Source organism: Mycobacterium sp. SMC-8 (assembly GCF_025263565.1).
Lineage (GTDB): Bacteria > Actinomycetota > Actinomycetes > Mycobacteriales > Mycobacteriaceae > Mycobacterium.
This window is the reverse complement of the sequence record NZ_CP079865.1, coordinates 4,658,543-4,676,046: the sequence shown is the minus strand read 5'-3', so window position 1 is coordinate 4,676,046 and position 17,504 is coordinate 4,658,543. Positions and strand designations below refer to the sequence as shown.

Annotated in this window: 17 protein-coding genes; 4 read left to right on the top strand and 13 right to left on the bottom strand. The window is 71.3% G+C overall.

Features of this window, described 5'->3' with window-relative positions:
- Positions 1-14: 14 nt before the first annotated feature.
- Genes KXD97_RS22680 through KXD97_RS22650 form a run of 7 tightly spaced genes read right to left on the bottom strand, consistent with a single transcriptional unit; the run spans position 15 to position 7,847 of the window.
- Complete coding sequence (locus KXD97_RS22680) at positions 15-713, bottom strand: SDR family oxidoreductase (RefSeq protein ID WP_260752592.1); 699 nt, start codon at positions 711-713, stop codon at positions 15-17.
- A gap of 5 nt (positions 714-718) precedes the next feature.
- Positions 719-2,110: a D-glycero-beta-D-manno-heptose 1-phosphate adenylyltransferase gene (gene rfaE2, locus KXD97_RS22675; protein ID WP_260752587.1), complete on the bottom strand. Its 1,392-nt coding sequence runs from the start codon at positions 2,108-2,110 to the stop codon at positions 719-721.
- Entirely contained in the window at positions 2,107-2,676 is a 570-nt protein-coding gene (locus tag KXD97_RS22670; RefSeq protein WP_260752585.1) for an SIS domain-containing protein, read from the bottom strand. Before KXD97_RS22670 ends, rfaE2 begins: the two co-directional genes overlap by 4 nt.
- Complete coding sequence (locus tag KXD97_RS22665) at positions 2,673-3,692, bottom strand: glycosyltransferase family 9 protein (RefSeq protein WP_260752584.1); 1,020 nt, start codon at positions 3,690-3,692, stop codon at positions 2,673-2,675. Before KXD97_RS22665 ends, KXD97_RS22670 begins: the two co-directional genes overlap by 4 nt.
- Positions 3,689-5,188, bottom strand: a complete 1,500-nt coding sequence (locus KXD97_RS22660) for an HAD-IIIA family hydrolase (protein ID WP_260752582.1) — start codon at positions 5,186-5,188, stop codon at positions 3,689-3,691. Before KXD97_RS22660 ends, KXD97_RS22665 begins: the two co-directional genes overlap by 4 nt.
- Positions 5,185-6,843, bottom strand: coding sequence for a carbamoyltransferase C-terminal domain-containing protein (locus KXD97_RS22655; protein WP_260752581.1), 1,659 nt, complete (start codon positions 6,841-6,843; stop codon positions 5,185-5,187). The genes KXD97_RS22660 and KXD97_RS22655 overlap by 4 nt, the downstream gene beginning before the upstream one ends.
- Before the next feature lie 8 nt (positions 6,844-6,851).
- The gene (locus KXD97_RS22650; protein WP_260752575.1) at positions 6,852-7,847 is read right to left on the bottom strand and encodes an NAD-dependent epimerase/dehydratase family protein; all 996 of its coding nucleotides are present in this window, start codon (positions 7,845-7,847) and stop codon (positions 6,852-6,854) included.
- On the opposite strand from KXD97_RS22650, the gene KXD97_RS22645 reads away from it, so the two are divergent.
- Positions 7,846-8,724, top strand: coding sequence for a glycosyltransferase family 2 protein (locus KXD97_RS22645; RefSeq protein WP_260752574.1), 879 nt, complete (start codon positions 7,846-7,848; stop codon positions 8,722-8,724). The genes KXD97_RS22650 and KXD97_RS22645 overlap by 2 nt on opposite strands.
- 1 nt (position 8,725) lies before the next feature.
- Here KXD97_RS22645 and KXD97_RS22640 read toward each other — a convergent pair whose 3' ends face one another.
- Positions 8,726-8,863, bottom strand: a complete 138-nt coding sequence (locus KXD97_RS22640; RefSeq protein WP_260752573.1) for a hypothetical protein — start codon at positions 8,861-8,863, stop codon at positions 8,726-8,728.
- Between the two features lie 18 nt (positions 8,864-8,881).
- Here KXD97_RS22640 and KXD97_RS22635 point away from each other — a divergent pair, with 18 nt between their 5' ends.
- The gene (locus tag KXD97_RS22635) at positions 8,882-9,061 is read left to right on the top strand and encodes a hypothetical protein (RefSeq protein ID WP_260752572.1); all 180 of its coding nucleotides are present in this window, start codon (positions 8,882-8,884) and stop codon (positions 9,059-9,061) included.
- Here the strand turns inward: KXD97_RS22635 and KXD97_RS22630 are convergent.
- Positions 9,048-10,214: a glycosyltransferase gene (locus KXD97_RS22630; RefSeq protein WP_260752570.1), complete on the bottom strand. Its 1,167-nt coding sequence runs from the start codon at positions 10,212-10,214 to the stop codon at positions 9,048-9,050. The two genes, KXD97_RS22635 and KXD97_RS22630, sit on opposite strands and share 14 nt — an antisense overlap.
- A gap of 202 nt (positions 10,215-10,416) precedes the next feature.
- On the opposite strand from KXD97_RS22630, the gene KXD97_RS22625 reads away from it, so the two are divergent.
- Together KXD97_RS22625 and KXD97_RS22620 are read left to right on the top strand one after the other, a co-directional pair.
- Positions 10,417-11,385 carry a chemotaxis protein CheB gene (locus KXD97_RS22625; protein ID WP_260758117.1) on the top strand — a complete coding sequence of 323 codons (969 nt, stop codon included), beginning with the start codon at positions 10,417-10,419 and terminating at the stop codon, positions 11,383-11,385.
- A complete protein-coding gene (locus KXD97_RS22620; RefSeq protein ID WP_260752569.1) occupies positions 11,378-12,133 on the top strand; it encodes an STAS domain-containing protein in 756 nt (251 codons plus the stop codon). Before KXD97_RS22625 ends, KXD97_RS22620 begins: the two co-directional genes overlap by 8 nt.
- A gap of 11 nt (positions 12,134-12,144) precedes the next feature.
- Here the strand turns inward: KXD97_RS22620 and katG are convergent, their stop codons facing one another.
- From katG to KXD97_RS22600, 4 genes are all read right to left on the bottom strand, one after another.
- The gene (katG, locus tag KXD97_RS22615) at positions 12,145-14,385 is read right to left on the bottom strand and encodes a catalase/peroxidase HPI (RefSeq protein WP_260752568.1); all 2,241 of its coding nucleotides are present in this window, start codon (positions 14,383-14,385) and stop codon (positions 12,145-12,147) included.
- A gap of 25 nt (positions 14,386-14,410) precedes the next feature.
- Positions 14,411-14,845 (bottom strand): Fur family transcriptional regulator, encoded by a 435-nt coding sequence (locus KXD97_RS22610; protein ID WP_260752565.1) that lies wholly within the window; start codon positions 14,843-14,845, stop codon positions 14,411-14,413.
- A gap of 109 nt (positions 14,846-14,954) precedes the next feature.
- On the bottom strand, positions 14,955-16,250 hold the full coding sequence (locus tag KXD97_RS22605; RefSeq protein WP_260752564.1) for an acyltransferase: 1,296 nt from the start codon (positions 16,248-16,250) through the stop codon (positions 14,955-14,957).
- 52 nt (positions 16,251-16,302) lie between these two features.
- Positions 16,303-17,382, bottom strand: coding sequence for a hypothetical protein (locus KXD97_RS22600; RefSeq protein WP_260752562.1), 1,080 nt, complete (start codon positions 17,380-17,382; stop codon positions 16,303-16,305).
- Positions 17,383-17,504 lie beyond the last annotated feature (122 nt).

The window sequence follows — 17,504 nt, the reverse complement described above, 5'->3', positions numbered from 1 at the left end:
GCGACTGTCCGGCACTAGGGCCATGACGATTCTGTTGATGCGCACACCACGAGTTCGCGTATCTCACAGCCAGGGGGCTGTGAGAGTGCGAACAACACGGCGGCGGCCACATCCGAGGGCTGGTTGAGCTTGGCGTCCGGTGGCGGCTTGTACTGCTCGGTGCGGCTGTCGAAGAACGCGGTGTACATGCCGCCCGGGACCAGCAGGGTGACCCCGATGTCACCGGCAAGTTCGGCGGCCAGCGCGCGGGTGAACCCGACCACCCCGAACTTCGACGCGCAGTAGGCGGTCGCGTCGCTGACCGCCTTGATCCCCAGCGTCGACGCGCAGGTGACGATGCGGCTGCGGCCAGTCGCCAGGTAGGGCAGCGCCGACCTGATCACGGCCGCGGTGCCGAACAGGTTGACCATCACCACCCGCTCCCACTCCTTGGCGGGGACCTGGCGTAGGGTGCCGCAGGCGTCGATGCCCGCCGCGGTGAACACCCCGTCGATCGGCCCGCCGGTCTGCTCGGCCAGCGCGGCGACAGCGGCCTCCACGGCGTCGGTGTCGGCCAGGTCCGCGCACACGTGGGTGACGCCGTCGGCCGGACGGTCCTTGTCGATCACCAGCGGTGTGCCGCCGCGTGCCCGCACCGCATCGGCGACCGCCGCGCCCAGTCCGGACGCGCCGCCGGTGATCAGCACCGTCCCGGGGTTCGCGATGTCTGCCATGTGTCTCACCTTTCTTCGGTTGGCCCGGACCGCGCCGCGGCGATCAGGGCGGACGAGGAGTAGCCGGCCACCGTCGGCACGATGACGACGTCACCGCCGTGGCGTCTCACGACGCCGGCCTCGGGCAGGGCGTCGGCCGTGTAATCGCCGCCCTTGACCCAGATGTCGGGCCGGATATCGGACAGCAGCCGCTCCGGCGTCGCCTCGTCGAACACCGCCACGGCGTCGACGCAGGCCAGCGCGGCAAGCACCCTGGCCCTGTCTGCGGCCGCCACCACCGGCCGGCCGGGACCCTTCAGCGCGCGCACCGACGCGTCGGAGTTGATCAGCACGATCAGCGCATCACCGAATTGCCGTGCGGTGCGCAATAACCGGACATGGCCGGTGTGGAGTAGGTCGAAACATCCACCGGTGGCTACCACCGTGCGCCCCACCGCGCGCAACCGCTGCGCCAGCGCGACCGCATCGGTGGCGTCATGGTCGTCGGTACCCGGGTGCATCTCGCTGCACACCGGCGCCGACACCGCACCCGCCCCGCCCGCGGCGACGAAGCGGGCGGCGGCGTCCACCGCTTCGGTGACGGCGGCCACGGGGCCGGCGCCGGCGCCCAACGCGGCGGTCGCCGCCACGGCGAACCGGTCGCCGGCGCCGCACGCGTCGCCGGCCGATCCGGTGCCGACCGGCGCCGCGGGGCCGATGTGGGTGGCGCAGCCGTCCGCGGTGAAGACCCGGGCGCCGCGGACGCCCAGGGTCACGCACACCGCGTCAGCGTTCCAGCGCTCCCGCAGCACTACCTCGGGTAGTCCTTCGGTACCGCAGAAGTGTTGGGCCTCAGCCTCATTCGGCGTGACCAACCGGCATCTCGGGGTGGGTACGGCGCCGCGCGGGTGCGGATCCCACACCACCGGAACGCCGCGCGCGGCGTGGCCGAGCGCGGCACGCAGCGCCGGCAGTGCCGCGACTCCCCCGCCGTAGTCGGCGACGCAGACCGCCTGCGCGTGGGACAGCGCGTGCACCGCCTCGTCGGGCAGCGGCGCGGCAACCGGGGTGGCTGTGCCGCGGTCGATGCGCAGCACCGACTGACCGCGCGCCCTGACCCGGGTCTTGGTCACGGTGGCCCCCCGCATCGGCAGCGCGATCAGCCGCACCCCGGCCGACCGCAGTAGTTCGCGGAGTTGTTGTGCCGCAGCGTCTTCGGCGATTCCGGCGATGAGGACGACGTCGTCGCGGGTGCGCGCCGCCAACTGTGCGGCCAGCCCGGCCCCTCCCGGCCGCTGCCAGCTGCGTTCGACGTCGACCACCGGGACGGGGGCTTCCGGGCTGAGTCGCGTCGCGGACCCCTCGACGTCCAGGTCGAGCATCACGTCGCCGACGACGACCAGCGGTGCGGCGCTCATGCCGGCACCGATCCGAGGATGCGCTCGTCGACCGCCATGCACAGGGCGTGGACCAGCAGCAGATGCACCTCCTGCACGGTGGCCGTGCCCGGTGCGTCCACGCTGATCGCGTGGTCGCACATGGCCGCCAGCGGATTGGGCGCCGGCCCGGTGAGGGCCCAGGTGCTCATCCCGATCTCATGCGCGGCCTTGACCGCCGTCAGCACGTTGTGACTGGTGCCGCTCGTCGACAGCGCCATCAGGACGTCGTCGCGGCGGCCGTGGGCGCGGACGCCCCTGGCGAAAATCTCGTCGCCGCCGTAGTCGTTGACCACCGCGGTCAGCGCGGACGTATCGGCGTGCAGCGCGATGGCCGACAGCGGCTGCCGCTCGTCCTTGAACCGCCCGACCAGTTCGGCGGTCAGGTGCTGGGCCTCGGCGGCGCTGCCGCCGTTGCCGCACGCCAGCAGCCGTCCGCCGCCGAGCAGGACCTCGGCGAGCCGGTGCCCCCAGGTGTCGACCAGGCGGATGTGACCGCGGGTTCGATCCACCGCCTCGATGAGATCGTCGAAATGGGTCGCGATCATGGTGTACCTCCCCACTCGTGCACCGCGGCCAGCAGTGCGATGTCGGTGATGTCGTCGAGACAGGTGTGTCGGCTCAACGGGCAGGTGCGAGCCCGCGAGCCACGGCACGCGGCGTTCTGGTCGCCGAGGACGGTGACCGGGACCCCGTACGGGGCCCACTGGGACGGGGGCACCACCGGGGCGAACAGCGACACCACCGGGGTTCCGACTGCCGCGGCCAGGTGTGCTGCCCCGGTGTTGGGCGCCACCACCACCCGGGCGCCCGCCAGCACCGCCGCGAGCTCCGCGAAGCCGGTGCGGCCGCCGAGGTCGAGCGCGTGGTCGGCGGCGACCTCGGCGGTCAGGTCCCGTTCGTCGGCACCGCCCGTCACCACGACGCGGTATCCGGCCCGGTCCAGGGCGGTCACCATGGCCGCGCTGCGGTGTGCGCTGGGCCGGCGGGCCGGGACCGCCGCGCCGGGATGGAACACGATGTAACCGCCGGTGCCGGGCAGCTCGGCCAGCGCGGGCACCGGAGTCGCCGGCCGCAGGACGCGCAGCGCGCCGTCGTCCCCGTCGGGCAGCCGGCAGCCGGCCGCTTCGGTCAGCGACAGCGCGCGCAACGGTTCTGGGATCCCGTCGGGCACCTGGTGGCGCAGATCCAGCAGGCTGCCCGGGTAGTCGACGCTGATCGCCCCGACCCACGGCACGCCGGCCATGCGGCACAGCAGCGCCAGCGGCAGCGGCGACTGGTGGAACGACGTGAAGATGTAGGCGCGGTCCGGGGCGGTGTCGCGCAGTCGTTTGATCAGGCCGTCGGCGTGCGCCGCGGTGAGCTCGGGGGCGTCGAAATCGACCCAGGGCGCCTGCCATTCGATGATCTCGTCGACTCCTGGCAGGAACTGGGCGGCGGCGTGCCCGCGCGGGCCGGCCAGCATCACCACCCGGTCGTGTGACGCGGCGACGGCGCGGATCGCCGGGCCGGTGACGAGCACGTCGCCGGCGCTGTCCAGGCGGGCGACCAGGGCCGAGGTCATCGCGCCTCCCGCAGCACCAGATCCACCGCCGCGGCCAGCGTGGGCGCCACCGCGGCGCGCGGATGCGCACGTGCGGCGACGATCTCCTCGGGGCGGGTCCGCCCGGTGGGTACCAGCACCGCCCGCGCCCCCGCCGACAGCGCGGCAGTGACGTCGCCTCCGGTGTCGCCGATCATCACGCACCGCTGCGGTGGCACCCCGAGCTCGGCGGCCGCCGACAGCACCATCCCGGGCGCCGGTTTGCGGCAACGACATCCGTCGTCCTCGCCGTGCACACACACCTGCCAGCAGTCGAACGGGCCGAGCGCTCCGTTCACGGCCGCGTTGACCGCGACGAGCTGGCGCGGGGTGATCAGCCCGCGCGCAACGCCGGACTGATTGGTCACCACCGCCAGCAGCAGCCCGTGTCTGCGCAGCCGGTCCAGCGCGCGGTCGGCGCCGGGCATCGGCACGACACCGTCCGGGTCGTTGAGGTATGGACCGTCCTCGATCAGCGTGTCGTCGCGGTCGAGCAGCACGGCCAGCGGCGGCTCCGGCCGCGCGTGCCGGTGCTGCCACTCCCCGACCACCCTGTGCGCCACCGCCGCCGGAGGAATCATGGTGCTGCTCAATAGGATCCGGCTGAACTCCGGAACCGTTCGGGGACCGTGCAGGAACCGGCGGGCGGTGAACTCGGCGGTCAGCCCGGCCCACAGCAGCCCGGACACGGCGGCGGCGGCGCGCCGCCGCCAGAGCGCGGCGGCCAGGCCCGCGACGGCGCTCGCCGTGGTCGCCAGGTGCCCGGGAAGCCGTCCCCGGCCCTCCCCGCTCCGGGACCGCCAGTGGCGGCCGAACTTGCGGCGCATCAGTGCGTTGTCCCGGTTGCCGATCTGCACCCGGACCGACGTCAGCCAGGTCGCCGGCGCCACCGGGTGGCTGCAGCGGCGCGAGCCGTCCACGATCCGGTGCCCGGCCGAGACGATGCGCAGCGCGAGATCGGAGTCCTCGCGGTAAGCGCGGGGGAATCGCTCGTCGAAACCTCCGACGCCGACCAGGACGTCGCGCCGGTAGGCCATGTCGGCGGTGATCCACCGCGCGCCGGCCAGCCGCAGCGTGCGCTGCTCATCGTCGCTGGGCGCCCGGCTTGCCTCTGCGCGGGGCACCTCGATGCCGCCCTGCGATCCGGCCGCCCGCACCGACTCGGCGACCGTGAGGTCCTGTCGCAGTGCCCCCAGCCAGCCCGCGCACGGCAGCACGTCGTCGTCGAGGAAGCACACCCACCGGGTGGCGGCGGCCCGCCACCCGACGTTGCGGGCCGCCGCGGGGCCGCATCCGCCGCCGTGCAGCACCTGCACGGTCACACCGTCGGGCAGTGGCAGCGGTCCCGGCCTGGCACGGTCGTCGACCACCAGGATCTCCGCGGGCCGCGGCCCGGCGTCGCGCTGCAGCGCGGACAGCAACTGCGCCAACGACTTCCGGCCGATGGTCGGGATCACCAGGGTGACGTCCATGCTCATCGCGGCCGCCGGATCAGGTAGGGACCGATGGCGAGCAGGTCGATCGGCGCGCTGCCGAAGCACTCCAGCGCGTCCTGCGGGCTGTCGACCATGGGCCGGCCGGCGGTGTTGAAGCTGGTGTTCACCACCACCGGCACGCCGGTGCGGCCCGCGAACCGGGTGATGGCGGCGTGCAGCAGGGGCTGACCGTCGTCGACGGTCTGGACACGCGCGGTGCCGTCGACGTGGGTGACCGCCGGGATGCGGGCGCGCCACCGTTCGTCAACGTCGTGCACGAACAGCATGTAGCGGCTCGGCAGCGGACCGCGGCCGGAGATCTCACCGGCGCGGTCGGCCAGCACCATCGGGGCGACCGGGCGGAACTGCTCGCGTCCCTTGACGTCGTTGAGCCGTTCCAGGTTCGCCACGCTGCGCGGATCGGCCAGCAGCGACCGCCCGCCCAGCGCCCGCGGACCGAACTCCGAGCGGCCCTGGAACCACCCGACGAGCTGGTTGTCGGCCAGGGCGTCACCGACCGCGCCGGCCAGATCGGCGGGCCGCTCGTACGGCACCGCCGCCCGGTCCAGCACCGTACCGATCTGCGCGTCGGTCCAGCCGCGGCCCAGCTGGGCCGACGGCATCGGCGCGATGCGGTCACCGGCCTCGGCGGCCAGGGCCAGTGCCGCGCCGAGCGCGGTCCCGGCGTCGCCGGCGGCGGGCTGAACCCACACCCGGTCGAATCCGCTCTCGGCGTAGATGCGGGAACTGGCGACGCAGTTCAGGGCGACCCCGCCGGCCAGGCACAGACTGTCGCCGTCGACACGCCGGCGCAGCCACCCGGCCAGGTCGAGGAGCACCTCCTCGACCACGCGCTGGACACTGCACGCCAGGTCGGCATAGACCGGCTCGGGTCGGGCCAGCGCGGAGATCTTCTCGCGGGGCGTCGGTGTCCGCGGCGGCGCGAACTCGGTCCAGTCGACGGGCTCGGTCTGGAAGCCTCCGTCCCCGCGCGCGTACACCTTCTCGCGCAGTCGGTCGGCGAACCGCGGGCTCCCGTAGGAGCCCATCGCCATCACCTTGTACTCGTCGCTGGAGCGCGCGAATCCCAGGTGTTCGGTGAGGCTCTCGTAGAGCAGGCCCAGGGAGTGCGGCAACGGCTGAGAAGCCAGCACGTCGAGTTTCTGGTCGCGATACACCCCGGCCAGCATCGAGGTGCGCTCCCCGCGGCCGTCGACCACGAGCACCGCGGTGTCCGGGTGCGGTGAGGCCAGCGCGGTCGACGCCGCATGCGCGACGTGATGGCGGACGTGGCGCACGACGGACGGATCCAGTCCCGGCAGGGCGGTCGCCAGGAATCGCGGCGCCCGCTGCGCGTACGTCGTGCGCAGATACTCCCAGTCGCGGTCCAGGCCGTCGGTCTGCCCGTTCTCCCCGTCCATCAGCGCCGGTTCGTAGGAGTAGCCGACCGCATCCAGGTCCGGGGGCCTCAGGCCGGCCTCCTCCAGGCACCAGCGGGCCGCGGCCACCGGCAGCTCCCAGGTCGAGAACGGCACCGCCTGCTTGCCGTGCTTGCGCCGTGAGAATCGCTCCTCCTCGGCCGCGGCCGCGATCTGTCCGTCGACCACCACCGCAGCGGCGGGATCGTGAAAGACCGCGTTGATACCGAGAATTCGCATGTTTCTCCTCAGGTTCGGGGTTCCGACATCGGCTGGAGGGCGCAGCGGAACCACTCCACGGTGGCGGTGAGCCCGTCGAGGTAGCCGACCTTCGGCGACCAGCCCAGTCGTTGCCTGGCGACCGTGATGTCTGGGCACCGGCGCTGTGGGTCGTCGGTGGCGGCAGGGAGGTGCTCGATCGGCACCTGTGCGCCGACCAGATCGCGGATGATCTCGGCGCAGCGCAAGACCGGCAGCTCCACCGGGTTGCCGATGTTCACCGGCCCGGGACAGTCGGCGGCCGCCAGGGCGATCAGGCCGGCGATCGTATCGTCGACGTAACACAGGGAACGGGTCTGGGTGCCGTCGCCGGCCACGGTGAGCGGCTCGCCGCGCAGCGCCTGACCACAGAACGTCGGCACCATCCGGCCGTCGTCCGGACGCATACCCGGCCCGTAGGTGTTGAAGATCCGGGCCACCCCGATGTCGGTGCCCCGTTCCCTGCGGTGGGCGAAGGCCAATGCCTCGGCATAGCGTTTGGCCTCGTCGTACACGCTCCGCGGCCCGATGGGATTGACGTTGCCCCAATAGGTTTCGCACTGGGGGTGTTCCAGGGGGTCCCCGTACACCTCGCTGGTCGACGCCAGCACCACGCGGGCGCCGTGCCGGTCGGCCATGTCGAGCACCTCGGCGGTGCCCAGTGCCCCGGTCCGCAGTGTCGCCAGCGGCAGCCGCAGATAGTCCGGTGGGGACGCCGGGCACGCGAGGTGGAAGATCGTGTCGAACGCCGTGTGCCGCCACGGCTCGGGCAGTGGACGGCTGACGTCGTGGTGGACGAACTCGACACCGGGCACGGGGTCGGCGTCTCTTGAGCTGGTGGACAGGTTGTCGACACACACCACCTGCGCGCCGCACCGGACCAGTGCCGCGCACAGGTGCCTGCCCAGGAATCCCGCGCCGCCGGTGACCAGCACCCGCGCGAAGCGGGTTTGTCCGGCCTCGGGGCGGGTAGCACCGGAGGTCATGCTATCGGGCTCCCGCACCTCGTTCGTGATCGCCAGCCGGAACCGCTGCGAGGAGCTCGCCGTGGTGCTGCAGTTGTTGCTGGACACCACTCGGTCCCCGATCATCCTGGTGGACAACAATTCTTGCGACGATTCCGTCGCCGTGGCCACGCGCATCGCGGCCGCTTCGGGCCATCGGCTCTCCGTGATCGAGCTGTCCGACAACCTCGGTGCGGTGGGCCGCAACGTCGGGGTGGCGCACTGCGCCACCCCGTACGTGGCGTTCTGCGACGACGATTCGTGGTGGGAGCCGGACGCGCCGGCCGTCGCCGAAGAGGTCTTCGATGCCCACCCGTCGGTGGCGGTGCTCGCCGGCCGTACGCTCGTCTGGCCCGACCTGCGCGAGGACCCGATCGTCGCCGACCTCGCCGGGAGCCCGCTGGGCCGCGACCCGATATTGCCCGGACCGTCCCTCCTCGGGTTCCAGGCGTGCTCGGCGATCGTCCGCCGGTCGGCCTTCCAGGCGGTCGGCGGGTTCTCCCCGATCCTGCACTTTCGCGGTGAGGAACAACTGCTGGCGTTGGACCTGGCCAGCCACGGTTGGGACCTGTGCTTCTGTGACCGCTTGACCGCATACCACCGCCCGTCGCCGCGGCGTGAGTCGAGCTCGGCTGAGAAGGCGCGGGTGCTGCGCAACACCGTGCTGACCGCCTGGCTGCGGCGGCCGCTGCGCCGATGTGTGTGCAGCTCAGCGGATTTCGCGCGGGCGGCGACCCGCGATCGGGCCCATGCCAGGGCGCTGGGCGAGGCGCTGCGCGCGGTGCCCGCGGTCATGTCGGCCCGGCACCGGCTGCCCGCCCCGGTGGAGCGGGCGGTCCGGACGCTGGAGACCAGCTGACTCACCGTGCCGTCTCCGCGAGCCGGCCGTAGATGGCCGCGGTGTCGCGTGCCACCCGGTCCCAGGTGTAGCGTTCGTGCACCCGCTGCCTGCCCGCCCGGCGCAGCCGTGTCCACCGGCGACGAAGGCCTCCGTCCACGAACCGTGGACGTGCCAGATGAGCACCGAGCGGCGCCGACAGATCGGCGGCATGGCGCGCGAAATACCCTTAAGAGAATTCACCAAACGGTTTCGGGCGAAGAAGTTCATGATCACCCGAAAGAATTCAAAAGCGCTGATGCACAGCGACTTTCAAGTATTCGCGGTCGACGTTGACGCGCAGCTCAGTGCACGTTGACGGGTTTGCGGTTGCGCGCCGAGTCGTACACCACCTCGGCGTCCGTCGCGATCCGGTCCCAGCTGTAGCGGGAGCGGGCACGCGAGCGGCCGGCCAGACCCATCCCCTGGCGCAGCACCATCTGCCCGAGGATCGACCGCAGCGCACGGGCCAGCGCGTCGAGTCTGCCCGGAGGCACCAGCAGCCCTGTGACGTCGGCGATGACCGCGTCGCGCACACCGCCGGCGGCCGGGGCGACGATCGCTGCGCCGCACGCCATCGCCTGCAGCACCGCGTCGCACGACGGCTCGTACAGCGCCGGCGCAACCACCACGTCGGCCGTGCGGAACAGCGCGGTCAGCTCGTCGCCGGTGGCGCCGGCATGCAGGCGCACCCGCGTGTCGACTTTGAGCGTGCGCGCCATGTCGATGATCTGGCCGGCGTGGGGTCCTTCAGCGGCGTCGGTGGCGACCAGCACGAGTTCCGCGGCGCCCACCGAAGGCAGCACCCGCACCATCTGCCCGAGGCCTTGCTGCGGGGTGAAGTCACGCGCCACGGCGACGATCCGGCGAGACGGCTCGGCGCCCCGAGACACGATCTCCTCGGCGGGAACCTCGTCGACCTCGATGCCGGGCGGAAGCACCGCGACCCGCGCGCGCGGGCATCCCAGCCGGATGACTTCCTGCATGTCATCGTGGCACGCCACCGTCACCGCGGTGGCGTTGCGGGCCAGCAGGGATTCGATCTTGACGGTGGTCGCGGGCTGGCCGACGTTCCCGCGACGCCGCCGGGCGGTCGCGCTCAAACCGGCGAAGGCCTGCACCGTGGCCACGGGGCGCCGTTTGGCGGCGAGCTGGGCCGCCATGCCGTAGGCCCAGCCCTGGCAGTGCACGACGTCGGGCGCCGTGCCGTCGAACGTTTCGACAAGGTGGTGCCCCAAGTCGCCGATGAGCGGGATGAGGTCTTCGGGGCGTGTCATGCCGGTGGTGTCGACCGGTAGCCGCTCCACGACGACACCCTCGGGTGCGGGCAGCGGTGTCTTCGGGGCAGCCGCGGTGAGCACCCGCACCTCGTGCCCGTGTCGCGCCAGTGCCTCGGCCAGAGCCACCACGTCGTAGCGGCCGCAGTCGATTCGCTCGTCACCGGACACCGCGCCCACCATCGCCAGCTTCATCTGAACCCTCCCGCAACAGCACTCTGCGATAGAACTGCCGCAACCGGCGCAAACCAAACGGATCGGCCGCGTCCTCTTCGTGTTCTGTCCCACCGGCTTCGCCCGCGGGACTTCGTGGCGAAAATCGGTTACCGGCGCAGCCAGCGGGTAACACTGAATCGTGACTGCCTCGCCGAAGGACGAGCTGCGCGGAGCGGTGGCGATGGGCGGCTCCGCAGGCGGTGTCGAAGCATTGTCGAAGGCCGCATCCGGGCTGCCCGCCGACCTGCCGTTCGCGGTCCTGATGGCGCTGCATCTGCCCACCCACGGGCCCAGTGTGCTGGCGCAGATCATCAACCGCGCGGGTCCGCTGCCCGCGGTGAGCGCTCAGAACGGGACGAAGCTCGATGCCGGCCGCATCTACGTGGCGGTGCCGGGCCGCCACCTGCTGACCCGCGACCACCACATCGTGCTGTCGAACGGTCCCAGTGAGAACGGGCACCGCCCGGCGCTGAACGCGCTGTTCCGTTCGGTGGCGGTGGCATTCGGACCGCGAGCGGTCGGAGTGCTGCTGTCGGGAGTCCTCGACGACGGCGTGCTGGGCCTGGCAGCGATCCGGGCCCGCGGCGGCACCACCCTGTGCCAGTCGCCGGAAGATGCGTTGTTCCCCACGATGCCCACCAATGCGCTGCGGGCCGGGGTGGTGGACCGCACGGTCTCCGCGGTGAACATCGGGTCGGTCCTCACCGAGCTCGCCGCGCACGACGTCGTGCGGCGCGACCGGCTCCCCGACCCGTACCTGGAGCTGGAGAACCGGATCGCCATGACCGAACCGCTCTCCGCCGAACTGGAGCCCGAATTGTTCGGCACGCCTTCGGGTTTCACATGTCCGGACTGCAATGGGTCGCTGCAGACGGTGGACGAGGGTTACTACCGATGCCACATCGGTCACGCGTGGAGTGCCTACGCGTTGCTCTCGGCCAGGGACAACGAGGTGCACAACGCGCTGCTGGTCGCGGTGCGCAGCCTTCAGGAGAAGGCACGGCTGGCGCATCAGCTCGCCGGCAAGGCCATCTCTACGGACGTCCGCCGCCGGTATACGGCGCTGGCCGCCGAAACCGACAAGGCACTGCCCGTCTTGCGGGAACGCATCGCACTCGTCGACACCGGAATGCCCGCCGAGGATGAGTGACCGCAGTTCCGTCGACGTCGCGGTGACACCGTCACCGGAGGGCAGCACCACGCTGACGGTGGCCGGCACCCTGGACAGCTCGACCTACCGGCAGGTCCGCGACAGCGTCATCAAGGCCGCGCTGGACGAGCCGACGGCGGTCCTGGTCGACGTCAGTGCCCTGCGGGTGCCCACCGACAGCGCATGGACCGCGTTCACCAGCGCGCGCTGGCATGTCAGTACGTGGCCGGATGTCCCGGTCATCCTGGTGTGCGACCATCCGGCGGGCCGCAGGTCCATCACCCGGTCGGGTGCGGCCCGCTATGTTCCGGTGCGCTCCGACATGGCCGGCGCTGTGGCGTCGATCGGAGACTCCCAGCGCATCCGGCGGCGGGCGTCCGCCCAGCTCGAGGCTGACCGCAGCAGCCTCGGACAGGCCCGGGAGCTGGCGGCGCAGTGGCTGACCCGGTGGGGCCGCCCCGAGATGATCCGGACCGCTTCGACTGTGGCCACCGTGTTCGTCGAGAACGTCCTCGAGCACACCTCGAGCCGGCCGGTGCTCGTCCTGGAGATCCACGACGGCCGGGTGACCGTGGCGGTCAACGACGGGTCCGTCAATCCGACGGCGCGGCATGAAGATCCGGCGTCCGGCGCCCACACCGTCTCCGGGCTGACCATCGTCGCGACGTTGAGCCGTGCGTGGGGCTCAACACCGACGGTCAGTGGGAAGACGGTGTGGGCGGTACTCGGACCCGAGAACCGGCTCTGACCTTCAGGGGGTCAGCGCAGGTCGAAGCGGTCGTTGTTCATCACCTTGACCCAAGCGGCGACGAAGTCCTCGACGAACTTGCCCTTGTTGTCGTCCTGGGCGTACACCTCGGCCAGCGCGCGCAGCACGGAGTTCGAGCCGAACACCAGGTCGGCCGCCGTCGCGGTCCACTTCGGCTGGCCGGTGGCCCGGTCCTTGCCCTCATAGACGTTCTCGGTGGCCAGCGACGGCTTCCACTCCGTGCCCATGTCCAGCAGGTTCACGAAGAAATCCGTGCTGAGGACGCCGGGCCGGTCGGTGAACACACCGTGCTTGCTGCCGCCGTGATTGGCGTTCAGCGTGCGCAGACCGCCGATCAGGGCCGTCATTTCGGGAGCAGTCAGGTCGAGGAAGTACGCCTTGTCGACCAGCAGCTGCTCGAGCGGGGCCTTCTCACCCGGCTTCGCGTAGTTGCGGAAGCCGTCCGCTTGCGGTTCGAGCACCGCGAACGAGTCCACGTCCGTCTGCTCCTGCGAGGCGTCGGTGCGGCCGGGCGCGAAGTGCACCGAGATCTCAAAACCGCCGTCCTTGGCCGCCTTCTCGACCGCCGCCGAACCCGCCAGCACGATCAGGTCGGCCAGGGAGACCTTCTTGCCGCCGGTCGCCGACGCGTTGAAGTCCTGCTGGATCTTCTCCAGCACCGGCAGCACCTTGTTGAGTTCGGACGGCTCGTTGGCTTCCCAATTGCGTTGCGGCTCAAGGCGCAGACGGGCACCGTTGGCGCCGCCGCGCTTGTCGGTCCCACGGAAGCTCGACGCCGACGCCCAGGCCGTCTTCACGAGCTGGGGCACTGACAGACCCGACTGCAGCACAGAGTTCTTCAGCGCCGCAATGTCCGACTCGTCGATCAGTTCGTGATCGACGGCGGGCACCGGGTCCTGCCAGAGCTGCGCCTCGGCCACCCACGGTCCCAGGTAGCGGCTGACCGGGCCCATGTCGCGGTGCATGAGCTTGTACCACGCCCTGGCGAACGCCGCGTTCATCTCCTCGGGATGGTCGAGCCAGCGCCGGGTGATCTGTCCGTAGATCGGATCGACCCGCATCGAGACGTCGGTGACCAACATGGTGGGCTTGCGCGGCGGGCCGCCGAACGGATCCGGGATGATCGCCTCGGCGTCCTTGGCCTCGAACTGCCAGGCGCCGGCCGGGCTCTTGGTCAGCTCCCACTCGTAGCCGTACAGCAGTTCCAGGTAGGCGTTGCTCCACTTGGTGGGCGTGGTGGTCCACACGACCTCAAGACCGCTGGTGACGGTGTCGCCGGCGTTGCCGGTGCCGAACGGGCACTTCCAGCCCAGGCCCTGCTCCTCGATCGGTGCGCCCTCCGGTTCGGGACCGACGTTCACATCGGCCGCGCCGTGGGTCTTGCCCAGGGTGTGGCCGCCGACGATCAGCGCGGCGGTCTCCTCGTCGTTCATCGCCATCCGGCCGAACGTCTCGCGGATGTCGTGCGCGGCCGCCAGCGGATCCGGCTTGCCTTCGGGGCCTTCGGGATTGACGTAGATCAGACCCATCGTGGTGGCGCCGAAGGGCTCGGCGAGCTTGCGGTCGCTGTCGTTGGTGCCACCGTAGCGCTTGTCGGTGCCCAGCCAGGTGTCCTCCTGGCCCCACAGCATCTCCTCGGGCTCCCAGATGTCCTCACGGCCGAACGCGAAGCCGAAGGTCTGGAAACCTGCCGACTCCAGCGCGGCGTTGCCGGCGTACGCGATGAGGTCGGCCCAGGAGATCTTGTTGCCGTACTTGCGCTTGATGGGCCACAGCAGCCGGCGTGCCTTGTCCAGGTTGGCGTTGTCCGGCCAGCTGTTGAGCGGCGCGAACCGCTGGGAGCCCTGGCCCGCGCCACCGCGTCCGTCGAAGATGCGGTAGGTGCCGGCGGCGTGCCAGCTCATCCGGATGAACAGTCCCGCGTAGCTGCCGTAGTCGGCGGGCCACCAGTCCTGCGAGGTATTGATCAGGTCGATGACGTCACGCTTGAACGCCTCGACATCGAGCTTGGCGAACTCGGTCGCGTAGTCGAAGTCCTCGCCGAGCGGGTTGCCCTTCTCGTTCTGCTTGTGCAGCACCGAGACGTCGACCTGCTGGGGCCACCAGTCCTTGTTCGTCAGCGGTGCATGGACTTTGGGCTCCGGCGAGTGAATCACCGGGTTTTCGCTCTCGCTGTGGCCGTGGATGTCGGTGCCGGGGCGCGGGGGGCGGGCGTCGGAGGTATCGGTCACAGTGTTCCCTTTCGTAATCCGTACATCATTGCGGGGATGGGGCTGTCGAACAGTCGGGGCAGATGCCCCAGTAGATGACCTCTGCCTCGTCGACCTCGAAGCCGAGATCGTCCGATGCGGTCAGACAGGGGGCGTCGCCAACCGCGCAGTCCACGTCGGCGATCACTCCGCAGGATCGGCACACGACGTGGTGGTGGTTGTCCCCGACGCGGGCCTCGTACCGGGCCAGCGAGCCGGCCGGCTGGATGCGTCGCACCAATCCTGTTGCGGCAAGGGCGTTCAGCGCGTCGTAAACGGTCTGGCGCGACACATCGGGAAGTAGTTCGCGGGTCGCGTTGATGATGAGTTCGGTGTCGGCGTGGGGATGCTCTCCGACAGCGTGTAATACCGCCATCCGCGGCCGCGTGACACGTAACGCCGCCGACCTGAGCACCGTCGAGTAGTCGGGTTGGTCGGTCATCGGTACCGATACTTGTCTGCTTTTTGGATTAAATCAAGTTTTCCGGAGAACTTGGGACAGGCATTCGCGTTCTGTCCCGCACATCCACGACGCGAACTCAGATTGTTGGTCAGGGCGAGCCGAGCACTGTCCGTGCCGGCGGGACACTGGGCACGCCCGGCACGGTCGCACACAGCCTGGCCGTCGCGGCGAGCGCCAGGAAGGCGCCCAGCGCGGACCAACCCGCTGCGGTGCCCAGCCCGAATTTCGCGGTCACCACCAGTGCGACCGCCGACAGGCACGTCAGCGCGCCGGCCATCGCGGCGCGGGTGCCGACCGCCCCCACCGGCCGGTCCCACCCGGGCAGCGGCCGGCGCTCCAACGGTGTCAGCAGCCGGAAGAGCCCGAACATCACCGCGGCGAACACGACGCCCCTCAGCGCGAGCCGGCCCCAGAATCCCGGCGCCGCCGCGTCGTAGGCGTCGAGGCCTGCGGCGTGCAATCCGAACGCGGCAATCGCGATGGCCACGATGTGCCAGAGATACAGCGTCATCGCGCCCGCGTTGCCCGCGGACACGACGCGCCACACGCGGGGACGGGCGGCCCAGCGCCGCAGGGGCGTGGCGGCGCAGACGAACGCGCACGACATCCAGATGCAGTGCAGCGCGAGCACCAGCGTGGGCGGCGCGACATTGGAAAGATCCTCGGCGCCGGTGACGACGAGCGATGTCTCGTACGGCCCGTACCCGACGAGGGCCAGCTGTGCCGACAGCGCCGCGACGCCCACGACGACGGCGACGCGGCGCGTCACCAGACCGCGGGCGTAGCCGACACCGATGGCCACCGGGATCAACCAGACGAACAGGAAGTTGAGCACCCCGGCCCCCGCCTCGCCAGTAGACAGCCGCACCGCGTCCATCACCGCCGCGGCCGCGGTCAGTCCGGCCACGGTGAACGCCACCGCGCGCCCGTCGCGCAGGCGCATCAACACCGGCACGAAGGCCAGCGCGACCACGTACACGCCGAGGAACCACAACAGCGCAACGCTCTCGGCGCCCAGCCGGGCCGCCGAGCCGGCGCCGAACACCAGCCGCGCGACGAGCAGGCCGGCGCACCAGGCCCCGAGATACCAGAAGACAGGCCGATACAGCCGCAGCGCGCGGGCGAACACCCAGGCTCCCCACGGCGTCCCGCTGCGACAGTCGTACGCGGCCGCGGCGCCGCCGGCGAGGAAGAACAGCGGCATCACCTGCGCCAACCAGGTCAGTGGCGCCACGGCGGGCACTTCGCCGATCAGATTGCCGATCCGCACGCCGGACGCGTCGATGGTGGCGAGCAACAGCGCGCAGTGCCCGAACATGACCACCAGCAGCGAGCCCAGCCGCGCCACGTCGAGAGCACGGTCACGCGGAGGCGTCTGGGTCATGCGTTCAGCATGCCCGCCGACGCCCGCCCGGGCATGAGTAGTTCTACCGGCGTCAGGGCAGCGCGCGGAACAACGCGCCCAGCGGACCGGCGGGCGCCGGCGGTGCGGGCGGTGCAGCCGGCACCGGCGCGGTCGTGACGGGCGCCGCCGGGACCACAGGCGCGGCCACCGCCTGCGCGGGGCCGGTTACCGGCCCGGCGCCGGACAGGTGCGGAACGCCGATCATCGTCGAAACCGGCTGAGGTGCGGCGGGATTGATTGCGTGCACGGTCGGCATGGACGTCGGTGTGGGCACTTCGGCGGCCAGAGCGTCGGGCACGTCGGGTGTCACGGTGACCTCGTCGGCGGCGACCGGTTCGGGCACCCAGGCGTACTCGGGCTCGAGCTCGACGGGCGCCTCCGGGACCGCCACGACCGGCGGCGCTGCCTCCGGCACGGCGGGCACCGCTGCCGGAGCCGGCAACACCACTGCAGCCGGCGGAGCCGGCAACACCGCTTCGGCGGCGACGGTGTCGGGCGTCTCGTGCGACGGGGTGCCCGTGCTCAGCAGCGCGTAGCCGACCAGCCCGCCGACCATCGCCACCAAGGCAGCCGCGGCCGCGCGGCCCGCGACACCGCCCGGGATCGCGGCGACGGCGGCGCGGGCGCGGTCGCCGACCCGCTCGGCGACCGACGGCATGACGGGCATGCCGGCCGGCTCCCGGTGCGGCAACTTGTCCGCGATGCGGCGCAGCACACCGGTGTCGTCGTCGTTCGCGGCGGCACGGGCGGCGCCGTACGCGAGCACCATGTGGGGCGCGATGTGGCGGGCGGTGCGGTTCCTGCCCTCGCGCGCCGCCTCCTCGGTGACGGCCTCGATGTTGTCGAAACCGAACAGCCGTAGCTTGGTCCGCAACCGGATGCCGTGCTTGCGCGCCACCGGGTCGTCGTCATCCCACACCAGCCGGACGGCGTCGATGTCGCGGTCACTGCGCAACGAGAACGACTGGACGCTGCGCGCCGCCGCGCTGGCAATCTCGTCGGAACGGTCGAGCGCGACCACCTCGTCGGCGAGGATGCTGCCGTCCCGGGTGTCGACGAGCACCCACACAGCGCTCGTCGACGACAGTGACAAACCCAGTACCACGTGCATGACTACCCCCAGACGGTTGCCGGTTGATGGCTCTTTATCGGCAGGTCAACCGGAGATGTTACGCACGCCACAAGCGGAGTTCACGGCGTGCCGGCGAATCCGGGTTTGACCCGGTGGCAAAT